The organism is Anaerolineales bacterium (genome assembly GCA_015075625.1).
In the GTDB taxonomy this organism is placed as follows: domain Bacteria; phylum Chloroflexota; class Anaerolineae; order Aggregatilineales; family UBA2796; genus UBA2796.
The window spans coordinates 531,609-558,601 of sequence record JABTTZ010000003.1 but is presented as its reverse complement, the minus strand read 5'-3'; the positions used below and the strand labels follow the sequence as shown (position 1 = coordinate 558,601).

The 26,993-nt window shown below is 56.1% G+C and carries 25 protein-coding genes; 9 read left to right on the top strand and 16 right to left on the bottom strand.

The genetic code is table 11. The annotated features are described in order from the left end of the window. The first annotated feature begins 3 nt into the window (after positions 1 to 3). On the top strand, positions 4 to 1,260 hold the full coding sequence (gene kynU / locus HS103_16650; GenBank protein ID MBE7514431.1) for a kynureninase: 1,257 nt from the start codon (positions 4 to 6) through the stop codon (positions 1,258 to 1,260). 80 nt (positions 1,261 to 1,340) lie between these two features. Beyond that, entirely contained in the window at positions 1,341 to 2,954 is a 1,614-nt protein-coding gene (gene ggt / locus HS103_16645; GenBank protein ID MBE7514430.1) for a gamma-glutamyltransferase, read from the top strand. Positions 2,955 to 2,963: 9 nt separating this feature from the next. Here the strand turns inward: ggt and mutL are convergent, their stop codons facing one another. Both mutL and HS103_16635 read right to left on the bottom strand, forming a co-directional pair. Next, positions 2,964 to 4,799: a DNA mismatch repair endonuclease MutL gene (gene mutL / locus HS103_16640; protein MBE7514429.1), complete on the bottom strand. Its 1,836-nt coding sequence runs from the start codon at positions 4,797 to 4,799 to the stop codon at positions 2,964 to 2,966. Positions 4,800 to 4,810: 11 nt separating this feature from the next. Then, positions 4,811 to 6,358, bottom strand: coding sequence for a PAS domain S-box protein (locus HS103_16635; GenBank protein MBE7514428.1), 1,548 nt, complete (start codon positions 6,356 to 6,358; stop codon positions 4,811 to 4,813). A gap of 163 nt (positions 6,359 to 6,521) precedes the next feature. Here HS103_16635 and minC point away from each other — a divergent pair, with 163 nt between their 5' ends. From minC to minE, 3 genes are read left to right on the top strand one after another with little or no spacing between them, the layout of a single operon-like run. Continuing rightward, on the top strand, positions 6,522 to 7,205 hold the full coding sequence (gene minC / locus HS103_16630; protein MBE7514427.1) for a septum site-determining protein MinC: 684 nt from the start codon (positions 6,522 to 6,524) through the stop codon (positions 7,203 to 7,205). 58 nt (positions 7,206 to 7,263) lie between these two features. Beyond that, positions 7,264 to 8,103 (top strand): septum site-determining protein MinD, encoded by an 840-nt coding sequence (gene minD, locus HS103_16625; protein MBE7514426.1) that lies wholly within the window; start codon positions 7,264 to 7,266, stop codon positions 8,101 to 8,103. 20 nt (positions 8,104 to 8,123) lie between these two features. After that, a complete protein-coding gene (gene minE / locus HS103_16620) occupies positions 8,124 to 8,417 on the top strand; it encodes a cell division topological specificity factor MinE (protein ID MBE7514425.1) in 294 nt (97 codons plus the stop codon). A gap of 11 nt (positions 8,418 to 8,428) precedes the next feature. Here the strand turns inward: minE and HS103_16615 are convergent, their stop codons facing one another. The 11 genes from HS103_16615 to HS103_16565 form a co-directional block, all read right to left on the bottom strand. Next, on the bottom strand, positions 8,429 to 9,352 hold the full coding sequence (locus HS103_16615) for a class I SAM-dependent methyltransferase (GenBank protein ID MBE7514424.1): 924 nt from the start codon (positions 9,350 to 9,352) through the stop codon (positions 8,429 to 8,431). A 37-nt stretch (positions 9,353 to 9,389) separates the two neighbouring features. After that, positions 9,390 to 10,649 (bottom strand): hypothetical protein, encoded by a 1,260-nt coding sequence (locus HS103_16610; protein ID MBE7514423.1) that lies wholly within the window; start codon positions 10,647 to 10,649, stop codon positions 9,390 to 9,392. A 643-nt stretch (positions 10,650 to 11,292) separates the two neighbouring features. Beyond that, positions 11,293 to 11,466 carry a hypothetical protein gene (locus HS103_16605; protein ID MBE7514422.1) on the bottom strand — a complete coding sequence of 58 codons (174 nt, stop codon included), beginning with the start codon at positions 11,464 to 11,466 and terminating at the stop codon, positions 11,293 to 11,295. Between the two features lie 18 nt (positions 11,467 to 11,484). After that, complete coding sequence (locus HS103_16600; protein MBE7514421.1) at positions 11,485 to 12,120, bottom strand: response regulator transcription factor; 636 nt, start codon at positions 12,118 to 12,120, stop codon at positions 11,485 to 11,487. A gap of 180 nt (positions 12,121 to 12,300) precedes the next feature. Then, positions 12,301 to 13,509, bottom strand: coding sequence for a sensor histidine kinase (locus HS103_16595; GenBank protein MBE7514420.1), 1,209 nt, complete (start codon positions 13,507 to 13,509; stop codon positions 12,301 to 12,303). A 44-nt stretch (positions 13,510 to 13,553) separates the two neighbouring features. Beyond that, on the bottom strand, positions 13,554 to 14,291 hold the full coding sequence (locus HS103_16590) for an ABC transporter permease (GenBank protein MBE7514419.1): 738 nt from the start codon (positions 14,289 to 14,291) through the stop codon (positions 13,554 to 13,556). A gap of 215 nt (positions 14,292 to 14,506) precedes the next feature. Beyond that, positions 14,507 to 15,418, bottom strand: coding sequence for an ABC transporter ATP-binding protein (locus HS103_16585; protein MBE7514418.1), 912 nt, complete (start codon positions 15,416 to 15,418; stop codon positions 14,507 to 14,509). A gap of 477 nt (positions 15,419 to 15,895) precedes the next feature. Next, a complete protein-coding gene (locus HS103_16580; GenBank protein MBE7514417.1) occupies positions 15,896 to 17,350 on the bottom strand; it encodes a hypothetical protein in 1,455 nt (484 codons plus the stop codon). Then, on the bottom strand, positions 17,351 to 17,812 hold the full coding sequence (locus HS103_16575) for a hypothetical protein (GenBank protein ID MBE7514416.1): 462 nt from the start codon (positions 17,810 to 17,812) through the stop codon (positions 17,351 to 17,353). It abuts the gene before it with no gap. 14 nt (positions 17,813 to 17,826) lie between these two features. Beyond that, on the bottom strand, positions 17,827 to 19,050 hold the full coding sequence (locus tag HS103_16570) for a glycosyltransferase family 4 protein (protein ID MBE7514415.1): 1,224 nt from the start codon (positions 19,048 to 19,050) through the stop codon (positions 17,827 to 17,829). Positions 19,051 to 19,068: 18 nt separating this feature from the next. Further along, positions 19,069 to 19,314: a hypothetical protein gene (locus tag HS103_16565; GenBank protein MBE7514414.1), complete on the bottom strand. Its 246-nt coding sequence runs from the start codon at positions 19,312 to 19,314 to the stop codon at positions 19,069 to 19,071. A gap of 320 nt (positions 19,315 to 19,634) precedes the next feature. Here HS103_16565 and HS103_16560 point away from each other — a divergent pair, with 320 nt between their 5' ends. The 4 genes from HS103_16560 to HS103_16545 all read left to right on the top strand — a co-directional run bounded on the left by HS103_16560 (position 19,635) and on the right by HS103_16545 (position 23,887). Beyond that, positions 19,635 to 19,907: a hypothetical protein gene (locus tag HS103_16560; protein MBE7514413.1), complete on the top strand. Its 273-nt coding sequence runs from the start codon at positions 19,635 to 19,637 to the stop codon at positions 19,905 to 19,907. 24 nt (positions 19,908 to 19,931) lie between these two features. Then, the gene (locus HS103_16555; GenBank protein MBE7514412.1) at positions 19,932 to 21,308 is read left to right on the top strand and encodes a pyridoxal-phosphate dependent enzyme; all 1,377 of its coding nucleotides are present in this window, start codon (positions 19,932 to 19,934) and stop codon (positions 21,306 to 21,308) included. Positions 21,309 to 21,495: 187 nt separating this feature from the next. Next, complete coding sequence (locus HS103_16550) at positions 21,496 to 22,698, top strand: NAD-dependent epimerase/dehydratase family protein (protein MBE7514411.1); 1,203 nt, start codon at positions 21,496 to 21,498, stop codon at positions 22,696 to 22,698. Positions 22,699 to 22,819: 121 nt separating this feature from the next. Beyond that, entirely contained in the window at positions 22,820 to 23,887 is a 1,068-nt protein-coding gene (locus HS103_16545) for a WXG100 family type VII secretion target (GenBank protein MBE7514410.1), read from the top strand. Positions 23,888 to 24,373: 486 nt separating this feature from the next. Here the strand turns inward: HS103_16545 and HS103_16540 are convergent, their stop codons facing one another. The 3 genes from HS103_16540 to prmC all read right to left on the bottom strand — a co-directional run bounded on the left by HS103_16540 (position 24,374) and on the right by prmC (position 26,895). Next, the gene (locus tag HS103_16540; GenBank protein ID MBE7514409.1) at positions 24,374 to 25,285 is read right to left on the bottom strand and encodes a hypothetical protein; all 912 of its coding nucleotides are present in this window, start codon (positions 25,283 to 25,285) and stop codon (positions 24,374 to 24,376) included. 29 nt (positions 25,286 to 25,314) lie between these two features. Further along, positions 25,315 to 25,893 (bottom strand): GTP-binding protein, encoded by a 579-nt coding sequence (locus HS103_16535; GenBank protein MBE7514408.1) that lies wholly within the window; start codon positions 25,891 to 25,893, stop codon positions 25,315 to 25,317. A gap of 141 nt (positions 25,894 to 26,034) precedes the next feature. Beyond that, the gene (gene prmC, locus HS103_16530; protein MBE7514407.1) at positions 26,035 to 26,895 is read right to left on the bottom strand and encodes a peptide chain release factor N(5)-glutamine methyltransferase; all 861 of its coding nucleotides are present in this window, start codon (positions 26,893 to 26,895) and stop codon (positions 26,035 to 26,037) included. Positions 26,896 to 26,993: the final 98 nt, after the last annotated feature.

Here is a 26,993-nt window from a genome sequence, read left to right as displayed (position 1 = left end):
CCTATGAGCCACCCCTCGCGCCCGTTGAGTCGTGCCGACGCCGAGGCGCTTGATGCCAGCGATCCCTTAGCCCCGTTTCGGGATGAATTCATCCTTCCACCGAACGTAATTTACCTTGATGGAAACTCGTTGGGGGCGCTCCCGAAAGGGACGCCCGCCCGTCTAGAGGCAGCCATTCGTGAGGAATGGGGGATGCTGCTTGTCCGGGGGTGGAATCAGGCGGGTTGGTACGAAATGCCCCGCCGCGTGGGGGATAAAATCGCCCGCCTGATTGGGGCTGCATCGGGGGAGGTCGTTGTTGCCGATTCGACCTCGGTGAATGTGTTCAAAACACTCGTCGCCGCCCTTCGCCTTCGTCCAGAGCGGCGGGTGATCGTCTCGGAAATCGACAATTTCCCTACTGATTTGTACATGGCACAAGGGGTCATTGATCTGCTTGGCGGCGGGTATGATCTGCGCCTTGTTCAGGCAGCCGATCTGCCCACTGCGATTACCACGGAAACGGCTGTCGTCCTGCTCACCCATGTGAATTACCGCACCGGCGCAATGCACGACATGGCAGCGCTCACTGCCCATGCTCATGCACAGGGGGCGCTCATTATTTGGGATTTGGCGCACAGCGCCGGGGCTGTCCCTGTCGATTTGAACGCGGCGGGAGCGGACTTCGCTGTTGGCTGTGGCTATAAATATCTGAATGGGGGACCAGGTGCGCCCGCCTTTTTGGTTGTCCCAGAGCGGCATCAGGCGGGCTTTCGGCAGCCCCTCTCTGGCTGGATGGGACACGCCCATCCCTTCGCCTTCGATCCTTATTACGCTCCCGCAGAAGGCGCGGCGCGGGCGTTGGTAGGGACACAAGCCGTCTTGAGCATGACCGCCCTTGAATGTGGCGTTGACCTCATGCTGCGGGCGGATAGGACGCTGCTCCGCCAGAAATCCGTGCAGATGACTGATTTGTTTATCGACCAGGTGCGGGCGGGCTGCCCGGAGTTAGATTTGGCAAGCCCAGAGGATAGCGCCAGACGGGGGAGTCAAGTTTGTTTCCGCCACTCTGAACAGGCGGCGGGCTACGCCATCATTCAGGCGCTCATTGCACAGGGCGTGGTAGGCGATTTTCGCGCCCCGGATATTCTCCGTTTTGGGTTTGCGCCGCTCTATCTTCGTTACAGCGAGGTATGGGAGGCGGCAGAAACGCTTGTGTCGATTGTTACGACGCAGGCGTGGGATAGCCCGACATTCAAACAACAGGCGGCAGTGACCTAACGCGGGCAAAACAGTGTCATGCTCTAGCCCCAGAATACTCCCGCTCACTAGCTCTTGAAGGTAGATTTGCCATGCGTCCTATGTCCTTTGATTTCAACAGCCGCCGTTCGATGGTCGTTGGGCGGCGGGGGATGGTCTCTACCAGCAACCCTCTTGCCGCCAACGCCGGGGTGATGATCTTGCGGGCGGGGGGGAATGCCGCCGATGCTGCCATTGCCGCCGCCGCTGTCCTCGCTGTGACTGAACCTGCCTCAACGGGCATCGGGGGGGATTGCTTCGCCCTTTATTACGAGGCGAAAACCCGTCAGATCACTGCCCTGAATGGAAGTGGACGCGCCCCTCGCGCCCTAACCCTTGATTTCATGGGGAGAGAGGGGTTTACGGCAATGCCAATTCATCATCCCCATGCGGTCAGCGTGCCGGGGACGGTGGCGGGGTGGGCTGATCTCTTGGCACGGTACGGGCGGATGACCCTCCGCGAGGTCTTGGCGGAGGCGATTCATCACGCGGCGGCAGGCTACCCTGTACATCCCGTCTTTGCCGCCTCGTGGGGAGGGGTGGCAGAAGGGTTGCTGAAAAGAGGGCATGGCACGGCGGCATACCTCCCGAACGGACGCGCCCCCCGCGCCGGGGAGATCATCCGCCTGCCCGATTTGGCAAAGACGCTGCGGATAATTGCGGAAGGTGGTGCGGCGGCATTTTACGAGGGGGAGCCCGCCCAAGCTATCGCCAAAACGCTGGAGGCGCTTGGCGGGGTGATGGCGGTGGACGATTTACGCGATCACCGCTCCACATGGGAAACACCCATTCAGACTACCTATCGCGGGATCACCGTGTGGGAATGTCCACCGAATGGGCAAGGGTTAGCCGCATTAGAGGCACTCAATATCCTTGAGGGGTACGATCTGGCTGCCCTTGCCGCAGATTCCCCAGAGCGGCTGCACCTCATGATTGAGGCAATGCGCATCGCCTTTGCCGATACCCGCCACTACGTTGCTGATCCAGCGACAAACCCCGCCCCGCTCGAATATTTGCTCTCCAAAGACTATGCGGCGCAGCGCCGTGTGGCGATTCGCCCAGATCGGGCAATGCAGCCGCCCAGTTATGGGGCACCGCCGACTTCCTCCGATACGGTATATCTGACAGTGGTTGATGGAGAGGGGAATGCTTGCTCGTTCATCAACAGCCTGTACATGGGGTTTGGCTCAGGGATCGTCGCTGAGGGGACGGGCGTTTTCTTGCAAAATCGGGCGGCGCTTTTCAGTCTTGATCCCGACCATCCCAATGCTCTTGCGCCGGGGAAGCGCCCCTATCACACGATCATTCCAGGGATGGCGACGCGGGATGGTGCGCTTTGGGCAAGTTTCGGGGTGATGGGTGGATTCATGCAGCCACAGGGGCATGTCCAAGTCATTGCCGCGATGGTCGATGACGACCTAAATCCGCAAGAGGCGCTGAACCGCCCCCGTTTCTGTCTGATGGATGGGACGGCAGAGAGTGTGATTGCGCTGGAAGAAGGGCTTCCCGTCTCGGCAATGGCGCAACTAGCGGCGCTTGGTCACCCGATCCGCCCGGTGAGTGGTCAGGGGCGCGGTCTCTTTGGGAGTGGTGATATTATCCGCCGCGATCCAGAGTCGGGCGTATTGTTCGGCGGCTGCGATCCGCGTAAGGATGGGACGGTGGCAGCGTTTTAGTGTTCTGCTCTATGTACGCCCAAATTCCTTTGCCAATTGATCCGAGGTGAGTAGGATCATCGTCGGACGTCCGTGTGGGCAGGTGCGGGGGTGTTCGCAGCGCTCCAAAAGGCGCATGAGCGTTCCCATCTCCTCAAAGCTGAGGACTTGTCCGGCTTTAATCGCCCCCGCCTTGCACGCCTTTTTGACAATTTGCCCTTCAATTTCGCGCTCTCCGGGGGGAAGTCCGCGCTCCAAGTCGCCCAAGACGGCGATCACGGCTTCGACAGGATCGGTGCGGGCAAGGGCAGCAGGAATGGCGCGTATCCGATAGGTGGTCCCCCCAAACGGCTCAAGGGCAAAGCCCACCGCGTTGAGAGAAGCGGCATATTCCTCCGCTAAGCGAGCCGATGCTGGCGTCAACTGGACAGTGATTCCCTCTAAGGTCTGCTGCGTCACCATCTGACGGCTTTGGAATTCACGCATGTACTGTTCATAGAGGATACGTTCGTGCGCGGCGTGCTGATCAACAAGATAAAGGGCGGCGGGACCCTCCGCGAGGATGTACGTTGCCGCCAACTGTCCGATCACGCGCATCGGCGGCAGCGTCCGGCGGGGGAGGTCAGCGGGCGGCATGTCCTCCTCGCGGAGCGGTTCGTACTCGGTCTTTGCGCGGGGCGGGGTGATCTGTGTGGCGTACCGTCCGGCGCTGTAGGAAGGAAACTCAAAATCAAGCTGTTCGGGGGTGTTGCTTGTCGCCCCAGATGGGGTAGACATCCCTTCTGAGGCGGTTCGCCATGGGGCAGGGGTATCGATTCCCTCCGCGTCGGTGGGAGACACGCCGCCATAGGTGGGAACGGTGGCACGGCTGATCACAACACGGCGAACAGCACGCTGTACCGCCCCAAAGACTGCATCCGGGGAGCGAAAGCGCACTTCGGCTTTCGTCGGATGAACGTTCACATCAACCTCGGAGGGATCGAGGGTGATCAAGAGGACACTGATCGGGTAGCGATCCGCAGGCATCAGCGTGTGATAGGCTTGGGCAGTGGCATAGGTCAGGCTGCTGTCTTGGATGCTGCGCCCGTTGACAAAGAGCGTGATATGCCCCCGCGTGTTGCGGTTAAGGTGCGGAAGGCTGGTGTACCCGTAGACGGCGATCTCTGGGAGATCGGGACGGGGGGGCGGCAAGGGTGAGACAGCGACCATATCGCGCATGATCTCCAAGCCCAATGCCTCCACCAAGACATCAGCAAGATCACCGTTTCCCGACGTGGTAAAGCTGACGCGCCCATCTTGGGACAAAGTGAAGCGAACATTGGGGTACGCCATTGCGTAGCGGGCAAGGATTGTATCGATGTGGCGGCGTTCGGTGGAATCCGCCTTCAAAAATTTGAGACGAGCGGGCGTGTTGTAAAAGAGATGTTCAACGGTGATCACCGTGCCAACAGGTGCGCCCGCCGCGCCGCGCTCAGCGATCATCCCCCCTTCGATCTTCAGCCGCGCCCCGGCACTCGCCGTCATAGTGCGCGAAAGCGCCGTGAGATGGGCGACGGCGGCAATGCTTGCCAATGCCTCCCCGCGAAAACCGAGGGTGTGGATCGAATCGAGGTCGTCAATGGTTTGGAGTTTGCTGGTGGCGTGGCGGATGAAGGCGGTTTCAATCTCATCAGCGGGAATACCCGATCCGTCATCGGTGATGCGGATCAGCCGCCGTCCGCCCCCTTCGATCTCCACACGGATGGTGCGTGCGCCAGCATCGAGGGCGTTTTCGATCAATTCCTTAACGACGGAAGCGGGGCGTTCAACCACCTCTCCCGCCGCAATCTGGGCAGCAACAATCTCAGAGAGAACGCGAATAGGCATGGGGTTAGGCGCTACCTTGCCCCGATCAGGTTCTCACCTTCAAGAGGGATGATGATCGTGAACTCGCTGCCTTTCCCCTCGGCGCTTTTCAGCGTGGCGTCTCCGTAATGCCGTTGGGCAATGCGTTTGACATTGTACAACCCTAAACCGCTACCCTTGATGCGCTCGAATTCCTTACGCCGGACGCGGGAAAACCGCTCAAAGAGCTTTGTTTGATGTTCGGCAGAAATACCCAAACCGCTATCTTTGACGCTGATGGCTACTTTTCCATCGGCAAGTTTCGCACTGATCGTCACTGTGCCACCTTCGGGGGTGTATTTAATGGCATTGTCGATCAGGTTGCTGACGGCGCGTTTCATCCCTTCATCCAGCATCAAAACGGGAAGATCGGGGGCGACATCCAGCGTAAAGGTGAGCTTTTTCTGTTCGGCGGGCTGGCGGTGTGTGTTGGCGGTATCCGTCACCATCTGGGCAATGTCCATCGGCTCGCGGCTGAGGACGTAGTTCCCTTCGGGATCGAAGCGGCTGGCATCGTGAATTTTCTCCACAAGATCGCTGATATGCAGAATGCCGCTGTAAATCTTCTCAATCATCCCCGATTGCCGTTCGTTTAATGCCCCTGCCATAGGGAGCATATCTAGCCAACCGCGCATCGAGGTGAGCGGGAGGCGCATATCATGGGAAATGGTACTGGCGAAATCGGCTTGGTTTTCGCGCAGACGAACATACCGTGTGATGTCGCGCAAAACGAGGACACGTCCAGTCATGCCGCCGTCATCGCGCACCTCGGAAACACGCGGGGCAAAGAACCGTTCGGTGCTGCTGCTCCATTCAATACTCTCTGCGCCACTGCCTTTGAGCAAATTGACGAGTGGCTCGGCGTCTTTGATCACGCTGTCGATGTGTTTCCCCATGACTTCTGAGGCGCTGATCCCAAATGCCTGTTCTGCCGCCGGATTCAGAAGGGTGATCATGCCGTCTAAGGTACAAACCATCATTGGGTCAACGCTGCTGGCAAGAATAGCAGCCACTTGCCCACGCCCGCGCCGTGCTGCTTCAAAGGCACGAGCGTTGGCAATAGCAACAGCAATATGGGCGCTCAGGATCAAGCCGAAGGAGCGTTCTGCGGGGGTGATTGGATGTGTTTTTCCATAGGCAGCCCAAAGTGTTCCATAGCGTTCCCCATGTGCCATCAGCGGAAAGGCAAGCACCGTTGGATAGCTTTGCACAACGTGGCTCAATTCGGGGGTGGGGGCGTTTTTGTCCGTAACCTCTAACATGTCGCCGTTGATGGCTGCCCCTATAACACGATCATAGGTTGCCATGCCCGCCGCACCGCTTCCGGCTGTGTGTGCTGTTCCGTCATTGAGCAAAAGACGGACTCCTTCGGCATTTAAGCCGCGCCAAGCTGCCGCCGCACAATCGGGCAAAAGGGCATCCAATGCCCCGCCGCGTGCAAGGCGGATGCTGATCTCGGTCAACACGGTTTGCTCGTCACGGTACTGCTGCACTTGTTGGCGCAGATCGTCAAGCGCATCAAGGGATGGTGTGCTGCTCATGGAACTATGTCTCTCGTGTTGGCGATTCGTTGGCAGAACAGGTTGATCAACTAGATCAAACGGGGAGTATAGCGCAATTCATAATGATAGGGGGAGTTGGTTTGACTCCCTGTCTGTTCACAATTAAACTCACCTGAGCGGAAACAAGAGGATAGCGTAGGATATGTCAGCACGCGACGACGCCATTGCCATCAAAGGAATTCGGGAGGGGTTGCTGATCACGCTCACCTCTGATGAATCATGGGATGCGTTGGCAGATCGGTTACTGGCTCGGATTGATGAAAATCAGGGCTTTTTTAAGGGAGCGCGAGTCGCCCTTGATCTTGGTGGACGCCCGGTGCTGCCCCACGAGATGGAGCGCATCAAGCTAGGCTTACAGCGGCGCGAGATCACCGTTTGGGCAATCATCAGCAGCAGCGGGACGACGCAAAAGACCGCCCGTGAAATGCGTCTAGAGACCGCCTTGGTCGCTGCCTCCGAGGGGTTGGAAGCGCCAGAAGTCAGTTCGGAAGTGCATGGCGCAGCGGGGATGTTCCTCAATCAAACACTTCGCAATGGGCGGACAGTGCGCTTTGAAGGGCATGTAACTGTGTTTGGTGATGTGAACCCCGGCGCAGAGATTATCGCTGGTGGGAACGTCATTGTCTGGGGGCGAATTCGTGGTTTGGTTCATGCCGGGGCGCTTGGCGATGAAACGGCGTTTGTGTGCGCCCTTGACCTTGCCCCAACACAGTTACGGATAGCGGGATACATCACCGTCTCGCCGCCCGAAAAACGCCGTCGCCCGCGCCCAGAGATTGCCCTTGTGCGGGGGGGGCGGATCATTGCTGAGTCGTGGGAAGGTTAGGCATACAGCCGGATCGCTGTGAATGGGGCATCTTGAGGACAAGCTGAAGGGGGACCTTGTGGCGCGTGTCATTACAATCACCAGTGGCAAAGGGGGCGTGGGAAAAACCACCGTCACCGCCAATCTATCGGCGGCGCTGGTTGGGCTGAACCAGCGCGTTATCTGCATTGATGCCGATATTGGCTTGCGCAACCTTGACCTCATTTTGGGCGTGGAAAACCGCATCCGCCACGATCTGGTCGATGTGGTCGAAGGGCGTGTCCAATTGCCTCAAGCGATCATCCGGCACAAGGTATTCCCCAACCTCTCGGTGATTCCGGCGGCACAAGACCGTGATAAGACGGCGGTCAGTCCCACACAGATGGTGGGCATCGTCCGCGACCTTGAGGCGCTGCGCGAGGAGGATGCCAATATGGAGATGGCGCGTCCTCGGTACGATTTCATCCTGATCGACAGTCCGGCGGGGATCGAACGCGGCTTCAAGAACGCCGTGACTCCTGCTCGTGAAGTCTTGGTGGTGACGAATCCTGAAGTCTCCGCTGTTCGGGATGCGGATCGGGTCATCGGGTTGTTGGAGGCAATTGAGCCAAAGCCGCCCCAAATACGGTTGATTATCAATCGCGCAAAACAAGAGATGATGCGCCGAGGGGAGATGCTCTCTGAAGACGATGTGCGCGATATGCTCTCCATTGATCTAATTGGGATCGTCCCTGATGATGAGAATGTCTTGATCGCTGGCAACAAGGGTACACCTGACCTGACATCGAAAGCCGGTGCAGCCTTTCAGCAGATTGCCCGCCGCTTGATGGGCGAATCGATTCCCCTTCATGGGGGACGTAGTGGGGCAGCACAGGGCGGCTTTCTGCGGCGCCTCTCCAAGCTGTTCAGCGGTCAGTAGGCGGGAAGGGAGTCACCATTATGCCGGGATTTTGGGAACGTCTGCTCGGACGGCGCAATCAGGGAAGTGCGCAGACGGCGAAAGAACGGTTGCAGCTTGTTCTTGTCACGGATCGTGCCGACCTGACACCAGAGCAACTGCAAGAGATGAAAGAAGAAATCCTTGCCGTCATCTCCAAATATGTGAAGATCGCCCGCGACAAGGTGGAGATTAACCTTGAGCAGCGCCAGCGCGATAATTGGTTGGTGGCGGATATTCCTCTGCTGCGGGGGACGACGAAAAAATTACAGGACGATGACTCCGACGATGCCTGAGTGCCAACTAATTAAGCGGAGTGGCTGCACACAACGCGCATCCGACCAGCGCGGCGCATGAATGCCGCCAAGAGGCTGAGCGGAAACCAGAGTGCCAACCCCGCTGCACTTCCCATCGCCCCCGACCAGGGCGGACGCTCGCTCGTCTGACGAATTCGCGCACTCCCCGCCCAATCGTTAGGGACAGGGCTGTAGGTAAGCGCTGTAACACGCAACCCCGCCTCTAAGCAGCATTGTTCGATTGTTGCTGGGGTGAAGATCGTCAGGTGGCGCGGTGGGTCATAGCCTCGCCAATCTGCCCCAAAAAAATGAGCCTCCCATGAATCAGCGTTCGGCAGCCACAAGGTAATCGTCCCGTTGGGCTTCAATGCCGCGGCCAAGCGGCGCAATGTATTAAGCGGATCGGGGACATGTTCGAGGGCATATTTCATGATGATCCGGTCAAATGTGGCGCGGGGGAGAGGGACAGTTTCCACCGTCCCTAGATGAACATCCAACCCTTGCTCAAGGGCGGCTGCGGCTGCCCCACGCCCAGGCTCAATGCCCATAACTAGCGCTCCTCTTTGGCGGAGCGCAGCAAGCAGTTCACCTCGTCCACAGCCCACCTCTAACACATGGGCAGTGCCGGATACCCCACGTAAGATGGCTTTTGCCGCCCCGTGTGTGCGCCATGCGCTGATCGCCCCTTTGATGCCCCTCGAAGTCTGGTGGGCATGGTAGGTTTCCTCAGGATAGAACCAACCCATTACCGCTTGGATGGGGCGTGGCGAGAGGTAAACCATCGTACAGCGTTGGCAGCGAACAAGCTGTAAAGGGTAGGTGGCGCTCACGGCGGGGCGTGGATCACGCACGGAGAGGGTGTGTACCACCGTCACATAGTCCGCCGTTCCACAGAGCGGGCAAGCGGGCGTCTCAAGCGGCATCGGGCTACGCACATCAGGATTCATCGGGACATGGTACGCCTATAAGCGGTCATTTTGGTGTGCCCGTTGGGCGCGGCGGCAGGGGTTGGTAGGGGTTATCCGCTCCGCCGATGGGGGGGGTAACAGCGTCGTTGATATAGCGGGCGCTGTTTGCCAGCGCAATGAACGATTCCCGCACCAAGGGGGTGTAACCGGGGAGCGTCAACGCCCACCAGTATTCTTCGTTCTCTGCTGTCCAGCTTATATCAGCAATGTAAATCGTGATCATCAGACTGATCCATGGACGCCAGTGTTTTCCGGCATAATCATACGCCCGGACAAGGTAATCTGCCTGCTCTGATTCGGTCACAGCGTGCCAGCGGTAGGGGTTGGGAATCACCTCCCCTGTTGGGGTTGTAATCGTGTCGCGGTCATCCACTGTCCAGCCCATCTCCAAAATGGCGATCTGTTTATGTCCCTCACCTTGATCGCGCATGATCTGGCGAATGTCCTCAACGTGGCGAAAGGCTTGCCAGCGCTGCCCATTCAGAGCAGGATCGTCTGGTGCGGTTTCCGGTGGCGATTTATAGCCCGGCGCGTTCACCCCCAACACATCATAATAGCCCGCTGCCCCCGCCGCGTACATCGCCTTTAGGTAAATGTCGTCGGGAATAGCCTGTTCTGTCCATGTTCCGGTAGGGGCAAGCCCCGCTGTGATCACGACAGCAGCGGGATCGACACGTTTAATAGCAGTATGGCACGCCGCCAGCAGTTTCACATACGCGGCGGCATTCGGGGGGCGATCTCCCCATTCCCGATCCAAGTTCGGTTCGTTCCAAACCTGATAGCCCTTGATGCGCCCTTTGTAACGCGCCGCCACCGCCCCACAGAATTCACCGAAGGCAGTTTCGTCAAATGGCGGCATTTCTAGGGCGTGTCCGGCGGGGCGGATGGCTGATTCAGGTGGTTTGCCCAAGCGGGCAATCACCTGAATCCCTCGGTAATCCGCTTCGTCCATCAGGACATCAGCATGCGTCCATGCCGCCGGTAGGTTTGGCGCGGGGAAAATATCTTTCCAACCAAAAATTTGTTTCACATACTGAAAGCGCATCTGGCGTATGAATTCCAGATCGCGGACGCGGGTTGTTTCGTCCCACCACAGGAAGGCATGAACACCATAGCCAATGGAGGGAAAAGAATGCCACACCGGGGGATTCGCGTTGTACAGGGCGAATCCCCCTACGGTGAAAAGTCCGAATAGGAGCAGTGCCGCCAAACTAGCGACCAATCGACGGCGAATGGGGAGGATAGCTTTGTTCGATGTATTCATGAGCGGTATTTTACCGCACGTTTGCCCCCCCGCTGCGAGGAGTTACCCCCTATTAATCTATAGAAATAGGACTGACGTAGGGTAAACAAATGCACCGAAACGTCTGGTGTGGAATGAAGTTGACGAAAAGGGGAATAGGTCGCAAGATTGAAGGTACGTCTACAGTCAATCGGATCCATTCCCATGACAAGGATAGACTTGGAAAGGCTTTTTACTACGATTTATATGCTGGTGGACGATTGGTATCAACGGGAAGGACGGGTGTTGTTGAAGGGCAAACCAAGCCCACCAAAATCATCCCCTGCTGGATGCGCTCCTCGCTAGCGCACGCGAGCGTATCGAAGGTGCCTTTCACCAACTCCAGAACACCCGACGCAACCTTGAGCGCTTACATGCCAATACCGTGCGTGGCTTGACCGCCCGCCTTACCCTCAAAGTCACTCATTTAGTTCTCAAGCATCTGCTCGCCCGTCACTTTGGTTTTGATCTACAAGCCTTTTCCCTTTCACATTAGGCGTATGTACGATCTTGGCTTACGAATGATGCTAAATCTACACAAAGGTACTTCAACACCCAAACCGCCCTCGCCCCCACAGCAACCCCAACGCCAAGCCCATCGAAAACCTCAACGGCAACTCCCACCTCAACCCCTACACGGACTCCCACGCCACCCTTCGGCGGTGGTGGCGACCCCCTTTGCCACGATGGGACGGGTGGCGAATGGATGTGGGTTGATGTCGAGTTGGTCTTCGTCTGCGGGGTGAGTTGGGAGTAGGGCGGACGGTGGCGGAGCGTTCGAGATAGCCGTTTCTTCCATGCCGGCAATTCCCATCTTTCACCGATTCAAGGTAATGATACGTTGCTCAAGTGCGGTTGTGACCGCAGCGGTGCGATCATCCACGCCTAATTTGCCATAAATATGGATAAGATGCGTTTTGACAGTGGCGACACTAATGCTCATTGATTTGCTGATTTCTTTGTTGCTTGCGCCCTTTGCTACCAATTCCAACACTTCAATCTCACGTGCGCTCAGCTTCTCTTCTGTCGGGGTGCGCAGCCGGGACATAACACGGTTAGCCACTGTCGGTGCGAGTACAGAATCGCCAGCGGCTACGGCACGTATAGCACGAAACAAGTCCTCTCGGGGAGTGTCCTTAAGTAAATAGCCAGTAGCGCCAGCTTCAATGGCACGGACAATATCGGCATCCGAATCATAGGTCGTGAGGACAAGAATATTCGCCTCGGAATTCGCCTCGCGAATAGCGTGGATAGCACCAACACCATCGAGCTTGGGAAGCTGTAAATCCATCAGCACAACATCAGGTTGAAGCGCTGTATAGAGGTTCACCGCAGCCTCACCATCTGCTGCCAAACCGACTACCTCAAAATCGGGCTGCCCCGCAAGCATCCCCGCTAAGCCTTCACGAACGACTGGATGGTCATCTGCAATCAGTATCTTTATGGTATCCATATTTTCCGACGCTTATATGTACTCTGATATTGTTAAGAGTTACGCACTTGTACGCTTATCCCCCTACCCCCTTCTCCCTGAGGAAGAAGGGAAAAAGAGGTTTTGAGGGGACTTCCCCCTCAAACTGCCCTTTTCGATGAATACAGGGGAAACACGTTCAACTGCGTAAGTCCTAATTGTTCAATCCGATAGGGGTATTGTGACAACCACTGTGGTGCCTTCTCCGGGTTCACTTTCGACTTCCACAGAACCGCCATACTGCTTCACGCGCTCTTTCATTGCTCCTAGCCCGTAGCCGCCTGATAGCGGTGACTTTGGGGCATTGTTTAGCCCTATACCATTATCTTTTACATCCAGAATAATAACATCCTCCATATAAGAGACCGTAAGCTGGACGCTGGTGGCGTGCGCGTGTTTGTGAATGTTCGTTAAGCTCTCCTGTGCTGCCCGAAGTAGAATGACTTCGATATTAGGATGTAGCGGGATAAGATCGCCTGTGATGGTGGTGGTGGCTTTTATATCGGTTGTCTCCGACCAGCGATCCGTAACCCGCTTAAGGGCATCCGGCAATGAGAACTGTTCAAGTAGGTCTGGACGCAAATCATGTACGACACGCCGCGCTTGGTCTAAGCTGTTTCGTGCTGTTTCCCTAGCGCGATCCAAATGTTTCTTCAACGTATCTGGATTATCTGAAAGGGCTTGATCGGCAGCTTCTAAGTGCATCACAATACTTGTAAATCCCTGAGCGAGTGTGTCGTGAATTTCGCGGGCGAGGCGTTGTCGTTCTTCTAGGATGCCGCTGCGGTGTTCGGAGGCGACCAATTCGGCTTGAGTCTGTTCGAGTTGATTGATTAAATCCTTGCGGCGGGTGCTTTGTCCAACAATTGCTGAAATCCATACCCCCATAGCAACTGCGCTGACACCCGTAAGCCCAAAGATCCAAATGAGTGGGTCAGTTAACCTTAGACCTGCTCCACTATCCGCAGCTTGCTTATAAATAACCCCCGTCATTACGCTGAGCGTAGCAAATACAGCATACGGGATCGGCAAAAGGTAGAAGATCAGTCCAAATCCAAACAAGACGAAATAAAACGCAGGGGAGATTGTAAGCAGCACGTACCAAAGCACGATATCGCCCATAATGACTATAAATCGTGGGCGTATATGCTGGTTCCAAGTGCTATATCCTTTGAACGTTACCTTTAGACCAAGCCAGTGCCACAGGATCAGGATCGCCGCTAACAGTAACCCCACCCATAGCGGCGCATTCAGGTCATCATCGGTCAACATAAAGATCGATGAGATTAGGATGGCTAGATAGAACAGTGTATTCCATAGCCAACCTAATTTTTCCCATACATCCGTCGTGTTTTGAGGTGAGTCGCTCACCACAGTCTACTCGGTTCGTTATGTGGACTATTCGCCATTTTACGTTACTCCCAGCGGAATGTGCGACGGGACACAATCAGTCCGAGGACAAACATCGTTACAACGACTGTCAGTGAGGTTAAGTTCCATGTTCCGTACAGCCACAAGTCTTCGATCAGCATAACGACATGGGTGAGTGGTAGCAACTGGCTTATATCCTGTACGATCTCAGGCATGATGAAACGTGGCATCGCCGCGCCAGATAGGAACAACATCGGATAAAAGATTGCCATTCCTACAGCCTGGGCTGTTCGTGCCGTCGGCATGACACCGGCAAGGACAAACCCTACCGCGAAGAAACTGAGTGCGCCAATCACGATAGCTGGAATAATCATGGCGTGTCCATCCGGTGCGCGTAGATCATAAAATGCCAACCCCGCCACGAACAATAGAGCAATACCCACGAAGGCAATGACCACCTGCGTAACAACGTGAGACCATAACACCGTTCCCGATTGAACAGGCGTAGCCCGCAAGCGCCGCAAAATGCCCAAGTGACGGTAATTGGCTAAACTTACTGGAATACCCAACATACCTATCGTTCCAATAATCATGCCAATATAGCCCGGTACGGAAAGATCCATCCGACCATATCCGCTTAATCGCTCATCGGCTTCATTTCCAAATATAGTCCCGAATAGAACAAGCAGCATGACGGGGAATACGACGGTAAAGAAGACCGCCATAGGTTCACGCATCTGCAATTTCAATTCTGAATGAGTGAGTTTGACAAACGCTTTCATGATTTTCTCCTTCATTGGGTAGATTGGGTGTAGACATGGCTGAAACGTGTCCCCAAATTGACTTAGAACCTATCCGTAAGTTCGGGTTTGGCTTGTAATCAGGGTAGTGCTAAGAAAGATACACTTGGCAAGCACCGCATCTTTTCCTGAATGCCATCAACATAAGGGTGGTGAGGGTTTGCCCTAAACGTTACCTATAATTTACGGATAGACACTTAGCTTCTGATTGCCTTGCCAGTCAATGCTAGAAATACGTCTTCAAGGTTTGAATGATCCACGCGCAAATCGGCAGGAGTAACATTCTGCTGAGCTAATGTCGCTGCGACCCGTGCCAGAAGTGGACCATAACCGCTCACGATGATGTGATTCTGATCCTGAGATACTGAGGTGACCCCCTCCACCCCGCTCAATTGATTTGGCTCAAAACCGTTTGAAGAAGTGAATTGCACCCTAGTTTCGCCATGAAGTTCAGCGATTAAGTTGGCGGGTGTATCGAGTGCGATGAGTTGTCCGTGATCGATGATTGCCACCCGATCAGCAAGTTCTTCCACTTCATCCATATAGTGTGAGATCACCATGACGGTTTTGCCCTGGTTGCGAATGGCGGTGACTAGCTCCCATGTTGCCCGCCGCGACTGCGGATCAAGCCCCGTCGTAAGTTCATCGAGGAAGACGATTTCCGGGTCATTGAGTAGTGCCAGACAAATGAACAACCGCTGCTTCTGCCCACCGGATAGGTTTGCAAATTGAGCGTTGCGTTTGTCGCCTAATCCCCACTGCTCAAGAAGGGGTTCCCAGGGGATGGTTCGTTCATAAAATGAAGCGTACAGATCAAGTGCTTCCCACACTTTCATACGATCTGGTAAGGCGGACTGCTGCAATTGTGTACCGATTCGATTGCTCAGTTCTCGTGCATCTTGCTGCGGATCAAGCCCTAAAACCGAGATTTGACCGCCATCCGCTTTGCGCAGCCCGATGATTGTTTCGATGATTGTCGTTTTACCGGCACCGTTGGGTCCAACAATACTGAAGATTTCTCCCTTTTGAACGGAGAAAGATACCCCGCCAACGGCGACCACGTGTCCGTATGATTTTTGCAGATTGTGGACTTCAATTACGTTTGACATCGTTGCTCCTTAAAATTGCCTGATTTCGATTGATTATCTGCGGCTAGAAGGATTGCTGGTGCGCCACAATTGCTATCAGAGCAATAGGCTAAGAATACGCGCATAGAGACGATTTGAAATCAACTTACAGATTGAAAATTGAGATACTGATGGGTGGAAGGAGATGTCAACCAAACGCGGCTGATGGATCAACCATTCGGTTGATAGGCGGCATGTCTCTGCTAAAGTAGGCTGTGTTGACGTTTTGGTTCAGAACCCCTATCCCCCTGCCGCCTTTCCCCGTAGACAGGGAAAGGGGGAGAGAGTCCCTCTCTTTGTTTATGGGGTGGGGATTAGGGTTTCCAAGCCCCGAAGGGGTGGCTGTGCCTAGCTCGCTGCTTTAGCGGCGGGCGCTCACAGGCGGCGCTGGGCGCAAGGCATGGCGCCCCTACGGGAATTACACTGTCAACAGAACCTAGAGTGTCGGTTGTTCTGGGGTTATGTCTCTCTCGACACGCCTGTTCTCAGCCACACCGCCCCCACTGCACTCATCGCCACGAGGAGGGCGGCGCGGGTGACAATTCCCGATGTCAGCGCGAGGACGGGACTCAAACCAAAAACGAGCGCGGCAATGGGCAAGCCCCGCCAGAGTTCACGCCGCAAACGGCGGGCAGATGTTTCCGTCCAACGCGCCCCCACCCAAATAGCAAGGGGCGCCCCGATAATTCCCCCCACACAGAGGGCAGCCGCCATCCCCCGTGCCCCATCTGCCGCCGCAAGGACAATCCCCACCGTGAGGGTAATTCCCGCGCCAAGCGCCTCCACACGGAGGAGCGCCCCTTGACGAGTAAGGGCAAAGCCAAACATACGAATCACCAACAACGGTGCATTGAGCGCCAACGCCAACGCTAAAAGCAGATTCAGCCCGCCATCAGAAAGCGTGTCGCTGCCCGTCCAAAGCCGCACGACATCCACTCCAAAGGCTGCCACCCCCGCCGCTACCAGCCAACAGACGGCGCACGCCCATTTCAGGATCACCACATACCAATCCGCCAGACGCGCCCGCCCCGCCTCTGTCGCCGCCACCCCCGCCACCTCTGGATAGACCGTGTTCAAGAACTGCCCGATGATGCTGCGGGCAAGGTTCGTCAGGATGAGCGCCGCGTTGAAGGCTGCCACCGCTTCCCCGCCTGCCGCCGACGCCAAAATCAGAATGACGCCGGAGGTGATCAGCATTTGGAGGAGGGCGACGGCGAAAAATTGACAGGAGGGCGGAAGTAATCGCGCCGCCTCCCCCCAGGTGACACCCCGCCAGCCAAGCGGAAATGGCGAGTGGCGGCGCACCTCCCACCCACCGAGGACGCCATAGCCGATGGTTAATGCCAACATCGCCGTCGCCGCGCCGAGGGGTGTTCCGCCGAAAAGCGCAACCATGAGCGGCGCATAGCCCCGTGCGGCGATCTCCCCAATGCTGTAGAGCAGGCGGCGAGGGTAACGCTCTACGGCAATCAGGACGATCAGGAGGTAGCCAATAACCAGCGCGAGGGCAACCATCCCCCCTTGTAAAAGGATGATTCCCTGCCCCTCGGCGGGGGGTATCACAACGATGCGTAGGCTGGTGAGCGTTTCCGGCGCAGCGGCAATCCCCACTGTGATCAGGCAGGCAGTGGCGGCAAAAAGCGTGTAAAGGCGCACACCCGCCCGAAAGACTCGTGTTCCGTTGGGCAGATCACCATTTTTATAGGCGGTGATCAGGCGGTTTGTGACGTAGTTCTGAACGCCAAAATGGAGCAGGCTCAGACTGAGCGTGAGGTTGGTCAGGGCAACCCATTCGCCATAGGCTGCCTCGCCCCAATGCCGGACGAAAATGGGGACGCTGATCAGGGTGACGATTAGGTTCAGGGCAAGGATCACACCCGTCAATCCAAAACCAGCCCGCAGACGATGGCGCATTTATTCCCAATGCCCTGACGTGTGGAGATCATCCTGCAGCGCTGCCGCCCACGCCCGCACACTGGCGATGTAAGCCTCTTTGCCCGCCGCGACGACATCCGCCGCCCGATATGACCAAGCGACAGGCGGATCATAGCGCCCCTCGTCGCCCGCTCGCGCCGTCACCGTCCAGCGCCGCTTGCTGGAATTCACGGCTTCTCGCTGGCGGCGGCGAATGGTTTCCGTGCTTTCGCCCGCTAAAAAGGATTTTAAGAGCGTTTTCGCGTGGGCAAGCCCCGCTGTGGAATAGTGGTGAGGGTGTTGAAGGTGGTAGCACAGCACCATAAGGTGATGGACAACACCAAGTATGGGGGTTTCTTGTTCCCAAAAGAGCATCTGATGAAGGTAGGCATCACAAGTGTTCTCACCCTGAGTCTGATCGGGTAAGGGTGCGCCGCAGTGGGAGCAGGTTGTGGGGATCATGGTGGTTCATCATCTCAGTAATTCGTCCTTAGAAATTCTAACGCTGCCACCGTCCCCTGTGCCATCTGTGTGAAGGTGTGCGCCGCCACCCGCACCTGACCCGCCGCGCCCATGCGCTCCCATTGATCACGGGCGCCCCATGCTTTTTGGAGCGTCTTCGCCAGCGCGTGAATTGCTCCCTGGTTGGGGTATCCCGGTGGAATCGCGCCGTCATGTGGTGAGGGCTGCGGGCTGCGCCACCCGTTCGCCCCATCCACCAAATCCGCCGCGCAGCCAACCCCCGCCGTGACGATCACCGGACGCCCGCAGGCGAGCGCCTCGTTCACGACAAGCCCCCACGTCTCTGCCTCGCTGACCAAACACAACACTTCACCGAGGACGTAGGCGGCAGGCATCTCGGATTGATTCAAAAAGCCGATCAGGTGGACATTTTTTGCCCCCGCTGCCTCGATTCGCGCTGCCAATGCCGGGCGGAGAGCGCCATCGCCCACATAAACAAGCTGCGCTTTTTCCGCCAGCCCTGCCGCAAGGTATGCCTCCAAAAGCAGCAGCGGGCGTTTGACCGGCTCAAACTTCCCACAGAACACAAAGGTGGGAAGTGCCGGATCAAGCCCATATTGGGTACACAGGGCGTGGCGCTCATGGCGAAGGGTGGCTGCCCTCGCCGCAAAGCGTTCATTGTCAATGCTATAGGGGGTGCGAAAAATTCGCTGCGGGGCGACGCCGCGCTCTTTATAAAAGCGGGCATTTTCTGTCCCAATGGCAAGGCACGCCGCCGCCCGCCGACACAACCCACTGGTGAGCGCCGCCCGCCAGCGGGGTTTAGGCTGCCGCGCCCAGGTGCGGGGGGTTGTTTCCGTAAACAGAAGGGTGGGCATCCTCAGTCCCGTTCGCGCCAGCCACGCGGCATAGGCAAGAGGGGCAAACCAGCCTACCAAGAGCAGCGGCGTTCGCCGCTCAGCCAGCGCCCAGCGAAGCAGCGCAGGCGCGGCACGCATCTGCGCCCGCCGCGAGTAATCCCCGCTTGTTTGAGAAAAAAAATGATGGGGGACTCCAGAGAGCAGATCAACATCCCAACGAAAGGCACGCCCAAAGCCGCGATCATAGGCGACACCCGCTGCTGTGCCTGGGTGAAAATAGCCTACTGCCAGATCGATTCCGGCGGCGATCAGCGCACGGTAGTAGGGGACGTGATACTGAACGGGATGGGAGGCAAGGACGCGAAGACGATGGGGCATCGATGAGGGAGCGATGAATCAATTCCCGCTCAAAACCTGATACCAGCGCTCGGCGGCTCGCATCGCATCTTGGGCAGAGAGATAGCCCTGCGGCTGATCGCGTTTATTGTCGCCGGCAAGCTGCGCTGTCTCCGATGCGCCAACCGAATAGATCGCCCGCCAATGCCAGCCGCCGTTCAGCCAACGGATAGAGAACGACAGTTCATTTTTATCGGCAATCCACATCGTATCAAAACGCTGCCAATCCAAAATTGCCGTGTCCATACATCACCCCCACACATAGCAACCCAAGTCGTTTCGATTATAGTATTTTTTCTATCTCTTGAGAGATTCTATACCTTTTTAAGATATATCTGTGATTTGTTTGGGCAAGCGATGAGCGCCCCTTCCCAGATCGAGAATCGCCGCTCAGAGCGCATTTTCAGCCCGTTGAAGGCGTGCATCTGGGGCAATTTTAGACGCGCATCATTCGCCATCCGTAGGGTTTCCGCATAGCGCAGGTTAGCGTTTCGTTGTAAAGTACAAACAGATTGTTCAAACAGATTGTTCAGATCATTTCGTCCTATTGGTCAGGGAGATCGCCCGTGAGACGCCGCGCCCGTCCAAACCCGACCCCCACCCCGCACGACCCGCCTGATTTGCCCAGTGAGCCAGCGGCGCGGGCGGCGGAATATAATAAGGCAAGCCTTGAGTTTGAGGCACTCGATCAGCAGATTGACGCCCTATTGCAACTGCATGGGGGGCATAGTGAAGACCTCTCTGATGAGGAATTTGTCCGTTATCGTGAACTTGCCGACTTGCGTGATCTGATTTATAACCGCATGAAAGCGCTTGAACGCAGTTTGTTTGACGAATAATCACACATCCTCAGAAAGAGTCTCATGATCAGCGGACCCACCTTTGAAGAAATGCTCCATCCGGCAAAAATTGACCCTGCCCTTCGCCAACGAGCAGCAGCGGCGCTCCGCGATGCGCCGCTTGACCCACTCAATCTCTATAACATCACCTGGCGGGACACCAGCGACGAGATTTACCACGTTGTCTTGCCCCAAAGCATCACTGGCGTAGATTGCGAGATTGTCGTCCTCTATGCGCAGCACTTTCCCACCGGAAGCCACAAAGTAGGGGCGGCTTATTCCGTTCTAGTCGAAAAAACGCTTTTTGGCGAAGTGGATCCGACGAAGCATACCCTTGTGTGGCCCTCCACCGGAAATTATGGCATTGGTGGGGCATGGGTCGGCGGGCGAATGGGCTGCCAGAGCGTCGTTGTGCTGCCCGAAGGGATGAGCCGCGAACGCTTTGAGCGCATCGAAGGCTACGGTGGACGGGTGATCAAAACTGTTGGGTCAGAAAGCAATGTCAAAGAAATTTACGATAAAACGAAAGAACTGCGGGCGGCGGACCCCACCATCCGCATCCTGAATCAGTTTGAGGTCATGGGGAACTACCGCTTTCATTACCATGTGACCGGAAATACCCTTGTTGAACTCGCCGCCATTTTGCAAGAACGCGGTATTGGAAACGGGCGCATGGATGCTTTTTGCTCGGCAATGGGCAGCGCGGGGACAATTGCCGCCGGAGATTGCCTGAAACAAGCCTTCCCCGGACACCGCATCGTTGGGCTAGAGCCGATCCAATGTCCCACCCTTTACAACAATGGCTACGGCACGCACGATATTCAAGGCATTGGGGATAAGCATGTGACATGGATTCACAATGTGAATAACATGGATGCCCTGATGTGCATTGACGACATGGCGTGTAAAAAGGGGCTGCAGCTATTTGCCGAGGAAACTGGACAAGAGACATTGATCCGCCGCTATGGGGTTGATCCGGCGGTGGTGAATGTTTTGGCGCACGCCTTCGGCATTTCGGGTGTGTGTAACGTCCTCGGCGCGATTAAAACGGCGAAGTATTACGGCTTGGGCAAAGGGCAGGTCGTTGCCACCATTGCTACCGATGGGCTGGATCGCTATCACAGCGTCATGGACGCTATGCGCGGCGCTTACGGGTGGCTGGACGAGGCGGCGGCAGTGGGGCGCGTGGAGGGTGTTTTTTATGGCTGCGCCCCAGATTGGGTGCAAGATGGGACGCGAAATGCACGCGCCCGCTGGCACAACCTGAAGTATTACACATGGGTTGAACAGCAAGGCAAGACGGTAGAGGAACTGGACGCCCAAAAAGACCCCACCTGGTGGGAAGAACATCAGGCACTTGTCGCCGTCATTGATGAGCGGCTGCTCGCCACACGCCGCTGAGCAACCCCCTACGGCATACATTCACAAAACGCGGTTCGCCCTACCCTCTTTGGGCGAACTGTGTGAGAATTCATACTACTAAGCACGGCAACCCCTTTGCCTCGGCGGGGTTTGTAACGGCAGATGAGATAAACACAAGACAACCAAGACTAAATCACGAAACACTATAAACGGAGCATACGAACCCATGCGTATTTTGATTCTCGGCGGCGATGGCTACCTCGGTTGGAGTACCGCCATGCATTTCTCGAAACGCGGGCATGAGGTTGCCGTCGTCGATAACTATCTGCGCCGCCGCCTGCATATGGAACGCGGCACAGACAGTCTGACCCCCATCCGCCCCCTGCCCGAACGTCTTAAGGTATGGAAAGACCTCACCGGCAAACACATTGCCAGCTATATTGGCGATCTTCAGAATTGGGCGTTTGTCGATCATATTTTCCGCGAATTTCGCCCCGAAACGGTGATTCATTACGGGGAAATCCCTAGCGCCCCCTACTCCATGATCGATGTCCATCACGCCGTCTTCACCCACCAAAACAACGTGATTGGCAACCTGCATGTCCTCTATGCCATGCGCGACCACACCCCCGATGCCCATCTGGTGAAGTTGGGGACAATGGGCGAGTACGGCACGCCGAACATTGATATTGAGGAAGGCTGGCTCGATCTGGAGATCAACGGGCGCAAAGACCGCCTTCCCTTCCCAAAACAACCGGGGTCGATGTACCACCTGACGAAAGTCCACGATACACATAATATTCATTTCGCCTGTCGTATCTGGGGTTTGCGCTCTACAGATTTGAATCAGGGTGTTGTCTACGGTATTGCCACCGAAGAAGGCGACATGGACGAACGTTTGACGACGCGCTTTGATTATGATGAAGCGTTCGGCACAGCGCTCAATCGCTTTTGTGTCCAAGCTGTCTTGGGAATACCCCTCACCATCTACGGAAAAGGTGGGCAAACACGCGGTTACCTAAACGTCCGCGATACGCTGCAATGCGTCGAACTGACGACAATGAACCCGCCAGCGGCAAAGGAATTCCGCGTCTTTAACCAATTTACTGAGCAGTTCTCCGTCCGCGACCTTGCCCATAAGATTCGCGATGCAGGGAAGGCGCTTGGGCTAAATGTGGAAGTTGCTCACTACGAGAACCCCCGCGTTGAGATGGAAGAACACTACTACAACGCCAAACATACACGCCTGCTTGATCTTGGCTTGAAACCGCACTACCTCTCGGACGAACTGGTCAACAGCATGATCAAGCGCATCATCCAGTACAAAGATCGCGTGATCCCCGATGCGATTATCCCCAAAATCACCTGGAAGAAGGGTGATCAGGGACATAAGATGGAGATCGTTGAACGCGAAGGCGTAAAGAGCTAATCACAAAGATATAACAGTTTGCGAAAAACAGGGGGCAACTTGCCCCCTGTTTTTATTTGGGGCGATCCGTCAGCACGAAAAAGCGGGGTAGTATTTACAGTTAGGAGGGAGTTCACAGACGATGCCAGCGCGAAAGATTCAAGCGGATTACGAAAAATTAACAGCGATTAGTGCGCTTTTCAAGCGGCGGGCGGATGGTGTTCAAAACCTCATCGAAGCACTCACCAAAATTAGCCAAACCATCTCTGAGGGCGCATGGGTGGGCAAAGGGGCGCAGACCTACCTAAAGGAAATGAACGATCTTGTTTTGCCTGGGTTGAAACGCCTTCAAGGTGTTCTGACAGAGGCGATAAGCGCCACACGGAAGATTGTCCAAGCCTTTCAAGAGGCGGAAGACGAGGCGGGGCGGCTCTTTCAGGGGCAGCCAGAGACCTTTTTGGCAAATCGTCCCCTTGTTGCCAACCTGAAGAACGACAGTGTTTTCTCCGATGTGCGAGATACCTTCGGAAGCGTGTTCACTACCGATGTGCGCCGCTCTCTGATGGATAATATTCCCACCGCAGTAAACCACATCAACAATTCGGCGGCAGGGGCGGCGCTTGTCAACGACATTACAAACGCCGGAATGCGTTTCACCTTGCCCGATGGGACGTCGATTGGCGATCCTCACGCGCCCGCACACCGCTCATGGACGGTTACCTTTGCCAATGTGAGCGATGCCGCCGGGCAGACGGACAATGCCAGCCGCACGATCACCGTCTCTACGGCACGCCTTTACGCTCCGGGCAACGCGATGATGCTTGCCCGCACAATCGCCCACGAAATGCAGCACGCTTATGATTATCAGGCAGGGCGCATGAACGCCCCCGGTACGGGCGATCTCTTATCCGCCGGAGCGGTCAACCGGATGCAAGCGATCCTCCAAGAATCGGTGAACACCGAAATTCGGGCGCACACCCGCGAATATGCCATGCGCGATGCCGTTGCTTATAGCGAAAATGGGATTTTCAACCACGCCAATGTGAAATTCATCTTGAATGATCGTGGCTATGGCAAAACGTATGAGGATTTCTACAACTCACAGCTTAAAGCCGCCTACAACAATGATCATTCGATTGGTTTGTACAAGGTGAAGGTGCGTGCCGGGGTGGGGGGAAATATCCAAGTTCAGTTGATCCGCCTGAAGTAGGGGCGTTCACGGACAGCGCTGGGCGCAAGGCATGGCGTCCCAACTTGGGGGGGTGGTGAGGGTTTTGGTTCAGAACCCCTATCCCCCCGGTTACTGCGGAGCAGTCGCCTTTCCTCGTAGATAGGGAAAGGGGGAGAGAATCCTTCTCTCCGGTATAGGGGCAAGCCCCGCAGGGGTGGTTACTCCTAGCCCGCTGCTTTAGCGGCGGGCGTTCACGGACAGCGCTGGGCGCAAGGCTTGTCGCCCCTACGAAAATGACACTGCCAACAAAGCCTAGACCCCTCGGTGCATTGGCTGCTCTCTCAGTCTCACCTAGTTACAGACATGCCTTTTAGCGCCGGTCTCACTGAATTTACAGTGTCAACACGCCCTAGCTGGCGACGATCACCCCAAGCATAACGATCAAAAGCAGCACCCCCGAAAACCAGCGAAAGACGCCTCGAATCACCCCTATGCAGCCCTGTGGTTCTGGTTCAGCCATATAGGTTAAGCACCCTCACTTCCTTTGTTGAATAACGCCCGATGGGGAAAAACAAGCTGATCGAGCGCCCGAATCCCCCGCGCAAGGGTTGGGCGGTTTGCCTTCTCAAAATCGCGGTGTATATCTTGAATGAGTGTCAATTGGCGGTTGGATGGCTCTAGCGAGAAAACACCCATCGCTGTGGTGAACTCGCCCGGCGCAAAGATCAACCAGCGCCCGTTGTCAATCTCTTTGCGCTGCGCTTGGAGCGGTTTGTTGGCGCTGACGACCATCCCAATTGCCTTGATGATTTTTCCGGCAAGTTCGGGGTCGGGCGGGGGTTTGCCCTGCGTTGTCAAGACCTGCCCTGTGTTGGGCGGTTTCTGCTCATAGATGGTGTAAGAAAGCACCCGCGCCTCAAAATGGGCGCGAAGAAAGGTCGTGTTCCCCGGCTTAGCAACGCTTTGCCAAGCGTTTGTATCGGGATCGCGTGCCAAAAGTTTCTCGATAATCTCCCGCTTTTCGTTGTAATGGGCATACAGGGCGAGAAACTGCGCCCGGTTGATTTTCCCCTGTGAGAATTCGGCAGCGACAGCGGCGGTCTTTTCGCGCAGTTGCTCCAAAGCCGTTTCTGCTTTGAGGCGGTCTTCCAGGGTGGTGATTGTCGGTGGGAGTGTGGCGAGGTCAACCACTTGGGTAACACGCGGTTTGGGGGGGATGGGTTCGGTGGGTGGTGTTGGCTCGCTAGGGGGTGGGATAGGGCGCACCGGCGAGACCAAAACAGCATCTGGCGCGTTGGTAGGAGCTGCCGCCGCCGGAAACGTAGATGCAGCAGAGGATGTAAACAACGGAAGGGGATCGCTGCCATTTGTGGCGGCGGAGAGCGCCTCTGCTCGTTTCAGCAACTTACGCAATAAGGTACGCGGTTCGTCTGGCACTACCCCTCACTCCCTCACTCCTATTGGTGTTAGCCGCCCGCGCCGCGCCGTTTGTATTCTAGGGCGGCAATGTCAGAAAGATGCTCAAAGGCGTTCATGACTCCCTCGCCAGTTACGGCGCTGGTCAGCCAGAAAGTTAAGCCATTGGCTTCTGACCAACCCCGTACTTCCTCTGGGGGGACAACCGTTGGCAAATCTATTTTATTCCCAATCACGATCATTGGCACGCGGGGGGCAATGCCCTGAATCGTATCACGCCACGACATGAGATCAAAGAAGGACGACGGTGAGGTGACATCATAGATGAGGGCGACGGCGTGCGCCCCGACAAAAATCTGATCGCGCAGGCGGTGATAGCGGTCCCGCCCTGCCATATCCCAAAGCGTGATCTGTGCTTGGTGGCGGGGTGCATTTACGACGGTTGTCCGTAAATCCGTCCCCTCGCTAACATGGCGAAAATCCGTTCCTAATTCGTTAATGTAGGTCGTTACGAGGAGGCTTTTCCCCACCCGCTCTGCCCCAATCAGGGTGATTTTAAAGACGGGGGCGTTGTCCATCTGTGGCTGTAATAGATCGCTCAATGTCCAGTCCCAACGTGCAGCAACCATACGTCTAAACCTTATAGTTCCGTCTCCAAGCATTCACCGGATAGAGATCATCCTTGTTGAATCCTTAAACAGAGCATCATAGCATTGATTATGGCGGCGAACGCTTTTGTTATGGCATTCGTTAGGATATTCGTACTCACTTCAAACCAGAATCTGAGCAATGCGATCCAGCCCCGCCATGTCGCGCAGTGTCGAAATCCGCCCTTTAGGAAAGGTTTGTTCTGCCAGCACCCGCACCGCTGCCCCCTGATCGGCGCCATGTTCTAAGAGGATCAGTCCGGGTGAGGTAATCCGCGTAGGGAGCATTGCCAGCAAGCGCCGGATCAGGTGCAGCCCGTCCCCCCCCCCATCAAGGGCGATATGCGGCTCAAAGTGGGCAACCTCAAGGAGGCTCATATCCGCCGTAGCAATATACGGAAGATTTGCCGCAATCAGATTGAACCGTTCATAAACAGGGGCGAGCAAATCGGCTTGGAGAAAGGCAAGGTTGGGTAGTTCTGCGCCGTTTGTGTAGGCAACGCTGAGCGCCGCCGCTGAAATATCTGCCCCGATTACCATAGATTCAGGCAAGTGCGCCGCCAGCGTGACGGCTATGATCCCGCTGCCTGTACCGACATCGATGATCCTTGCTCGCCCGCCTTTTTCCTGCCGTATCCACGCCAACGCCGCCTCTACAAGCCCCTCAGTCTCTTGGCGGGGAATCAACACATGGCTGTTCACCCGAAAAAAACGATCATAGAAAGGGCGCACACCAAGCAAATAGGGGAGGGGCATCCCCTTGAGGCGAAGGGCAATGAGTTTTTCGTAGGTGCTTAGGTCGTGCGTGGCAAGCGGTAGATGATCATGGGCGATGAGGTGTTCGCGGGGCTTTGCCAAAACATGCGCCAGAAGGCGCTCGGAGTCGAGGCGAGGGGCATTGCTATGCCCCATGAGGGCGGTGCGGGCGGCAGCCAGCGCATCTCCAATGGTGCGCGTGGTGTGGGCAGAATCAGGGAGAGGCATTGCCAAAATATCCTATGACGAACGCGGCAGACAGGGCAACTTCCGTTGGGTCATAGGCTAATCATACCAGCATCCTAAAATTGTGCGGGAGCGCCCAC

Excerpts from the sequence above, each read along its gene's own strand:
- kynU (MBE7514431.1), top strand. The coding sequence starts at position 4 with ATGAGCCACCCCTCGCGCCCGTTGAGTCGTGCCGACGCCGAGGCGCTT.
- ggt (MBE7514430.1), top strand. The coding sequence starts at position 1,341 with ATGTCCTTTGATTTCAACAGCCGCCGTTCGATGGTCGTTGGGCGGCGG.
- mutL (MBE7514429.1), bottom strand. The coding sequence starts at position 4,799 with ATGCCTATTCGCGTTCTCTCTGAGATTGTTGCTGCCCAGATTGCGGCG.
- HS103_16635 (MBE7514428.1), bottom strand. The coding sequence starts at position 6,358 with ATGAGCAGCACACCATCCCTTGATGCGCTTGACGATCTGCGCCAACAA.
- minC (MBE7514427.1), top strand. The coding sequence starts at position 6,522 with ATGTCAGCACGCGACGACGCCATTGCCATCAAAGGAATTCGGGAGGGG.
- minE (MBE7514425.1), top strand. The coding sequence starts at position 8,124 with ATGCCGGGATTTTGGGAACGTCTGCTCGGACGGCGCAATCAGGGAAGT.
- HS103_16610 (MBE7514423.1), bottom strand. The coding sequence starts at position 10,649 with ATGAATACATCGAACAAAGCTATCCTCCCCATTCGCCGTCGATTGGTC.
- HS103_16605 (MBE7514422.1), bottom strand. The coding sequence starts at position 11,466 with ATGGAAGAAACGGCTATCTCGAACGCTCCGCCACCGTCCGCCCTACTC.
- HS103_16600 (MBE7514421.1), bottom strand. The coding sequence starts at position 12,120 with ATGGATACCATAAAGATACTGATTGCAGATGACCATCCAGTCGTTCGT.
- HS103_16590 (MBE7514419.1), bottom strand. The coding sequence starts at position 14,291 with ATGAAAGCGTTTGTCAAACTCACTCATTCAGAATTGAAATTGCAGATG.
- HS103_16585 (MBE7514418.1), bottom strand. The coding sequence starts at position 15,418 with ATGTCAAACGTAATTGAAGTCCACAATCTGCAAAAATCATACGGACAC.
- HS103_16580 (MBE7514417.1), bottom strand. The coding sequence starts at position 17,350 with ATGCGCCATCGTCTGCGGGCTGGTTTTGGATTGACGGGTGTGATCCTT.
- HS103_16575 (MBE7514416.1), bottom strand. The coding sequence starts at position 17,812 with ATGATCCCCACAACCTGCTCCCACTGCGGCGCACCCTTACCCGATCAG.
- HS103_16570 (MBE7514415.1), bottom strand. The coding sequence starts at position 19,050 with ATGCCCCATCGTCTTCGCGTCCTTGCCTCCCATCCCGTTCAGTATCAC.
- HS103_16565 (MBE7514414.1), bottom strand. The coding sequence starts at position 19,314 with ATGGACACGGCAATTTTGGATTGGCAGCGTTTTGATACGATGTGGATT.
- HS103_16555 (MBE7514412.1), top strand. The coding sequence starts at position 19,932 with ATGATCAGCGGACCCACCTTTGAAGAAATGCTCCATCCGGCAAAAATT.
- HS103_16550 (MBE7514411.1), top strand. The coding sequence starts at position 21,496 with ATGCGTATTTTGATTCTCGGCGGCGATGGCTACCTCGGTTGGAGTACC.
- HS103_16545 (MBE7514410.1), top strand. The coding sequence starts at position 22,820 with ATGCCAGCGCGAAAGATTCAAGCGGATTACGAAAAATTAACAGCGATT.
- HS103_16535 (MBE7514408.1), bottom strand. The coding sequence starts at position 25,893 with ATGGTTGCTGCACGTTGGGACTGGACATTGAGCGATCTATTACAGCCA.
- prmC (MBE7514407.1), bottom strand. The coding sequence starts at position 26,895 with ATGCCTCTCCCTGATTCTGCCCACACCACGCGCACCATTGGAGATGCG.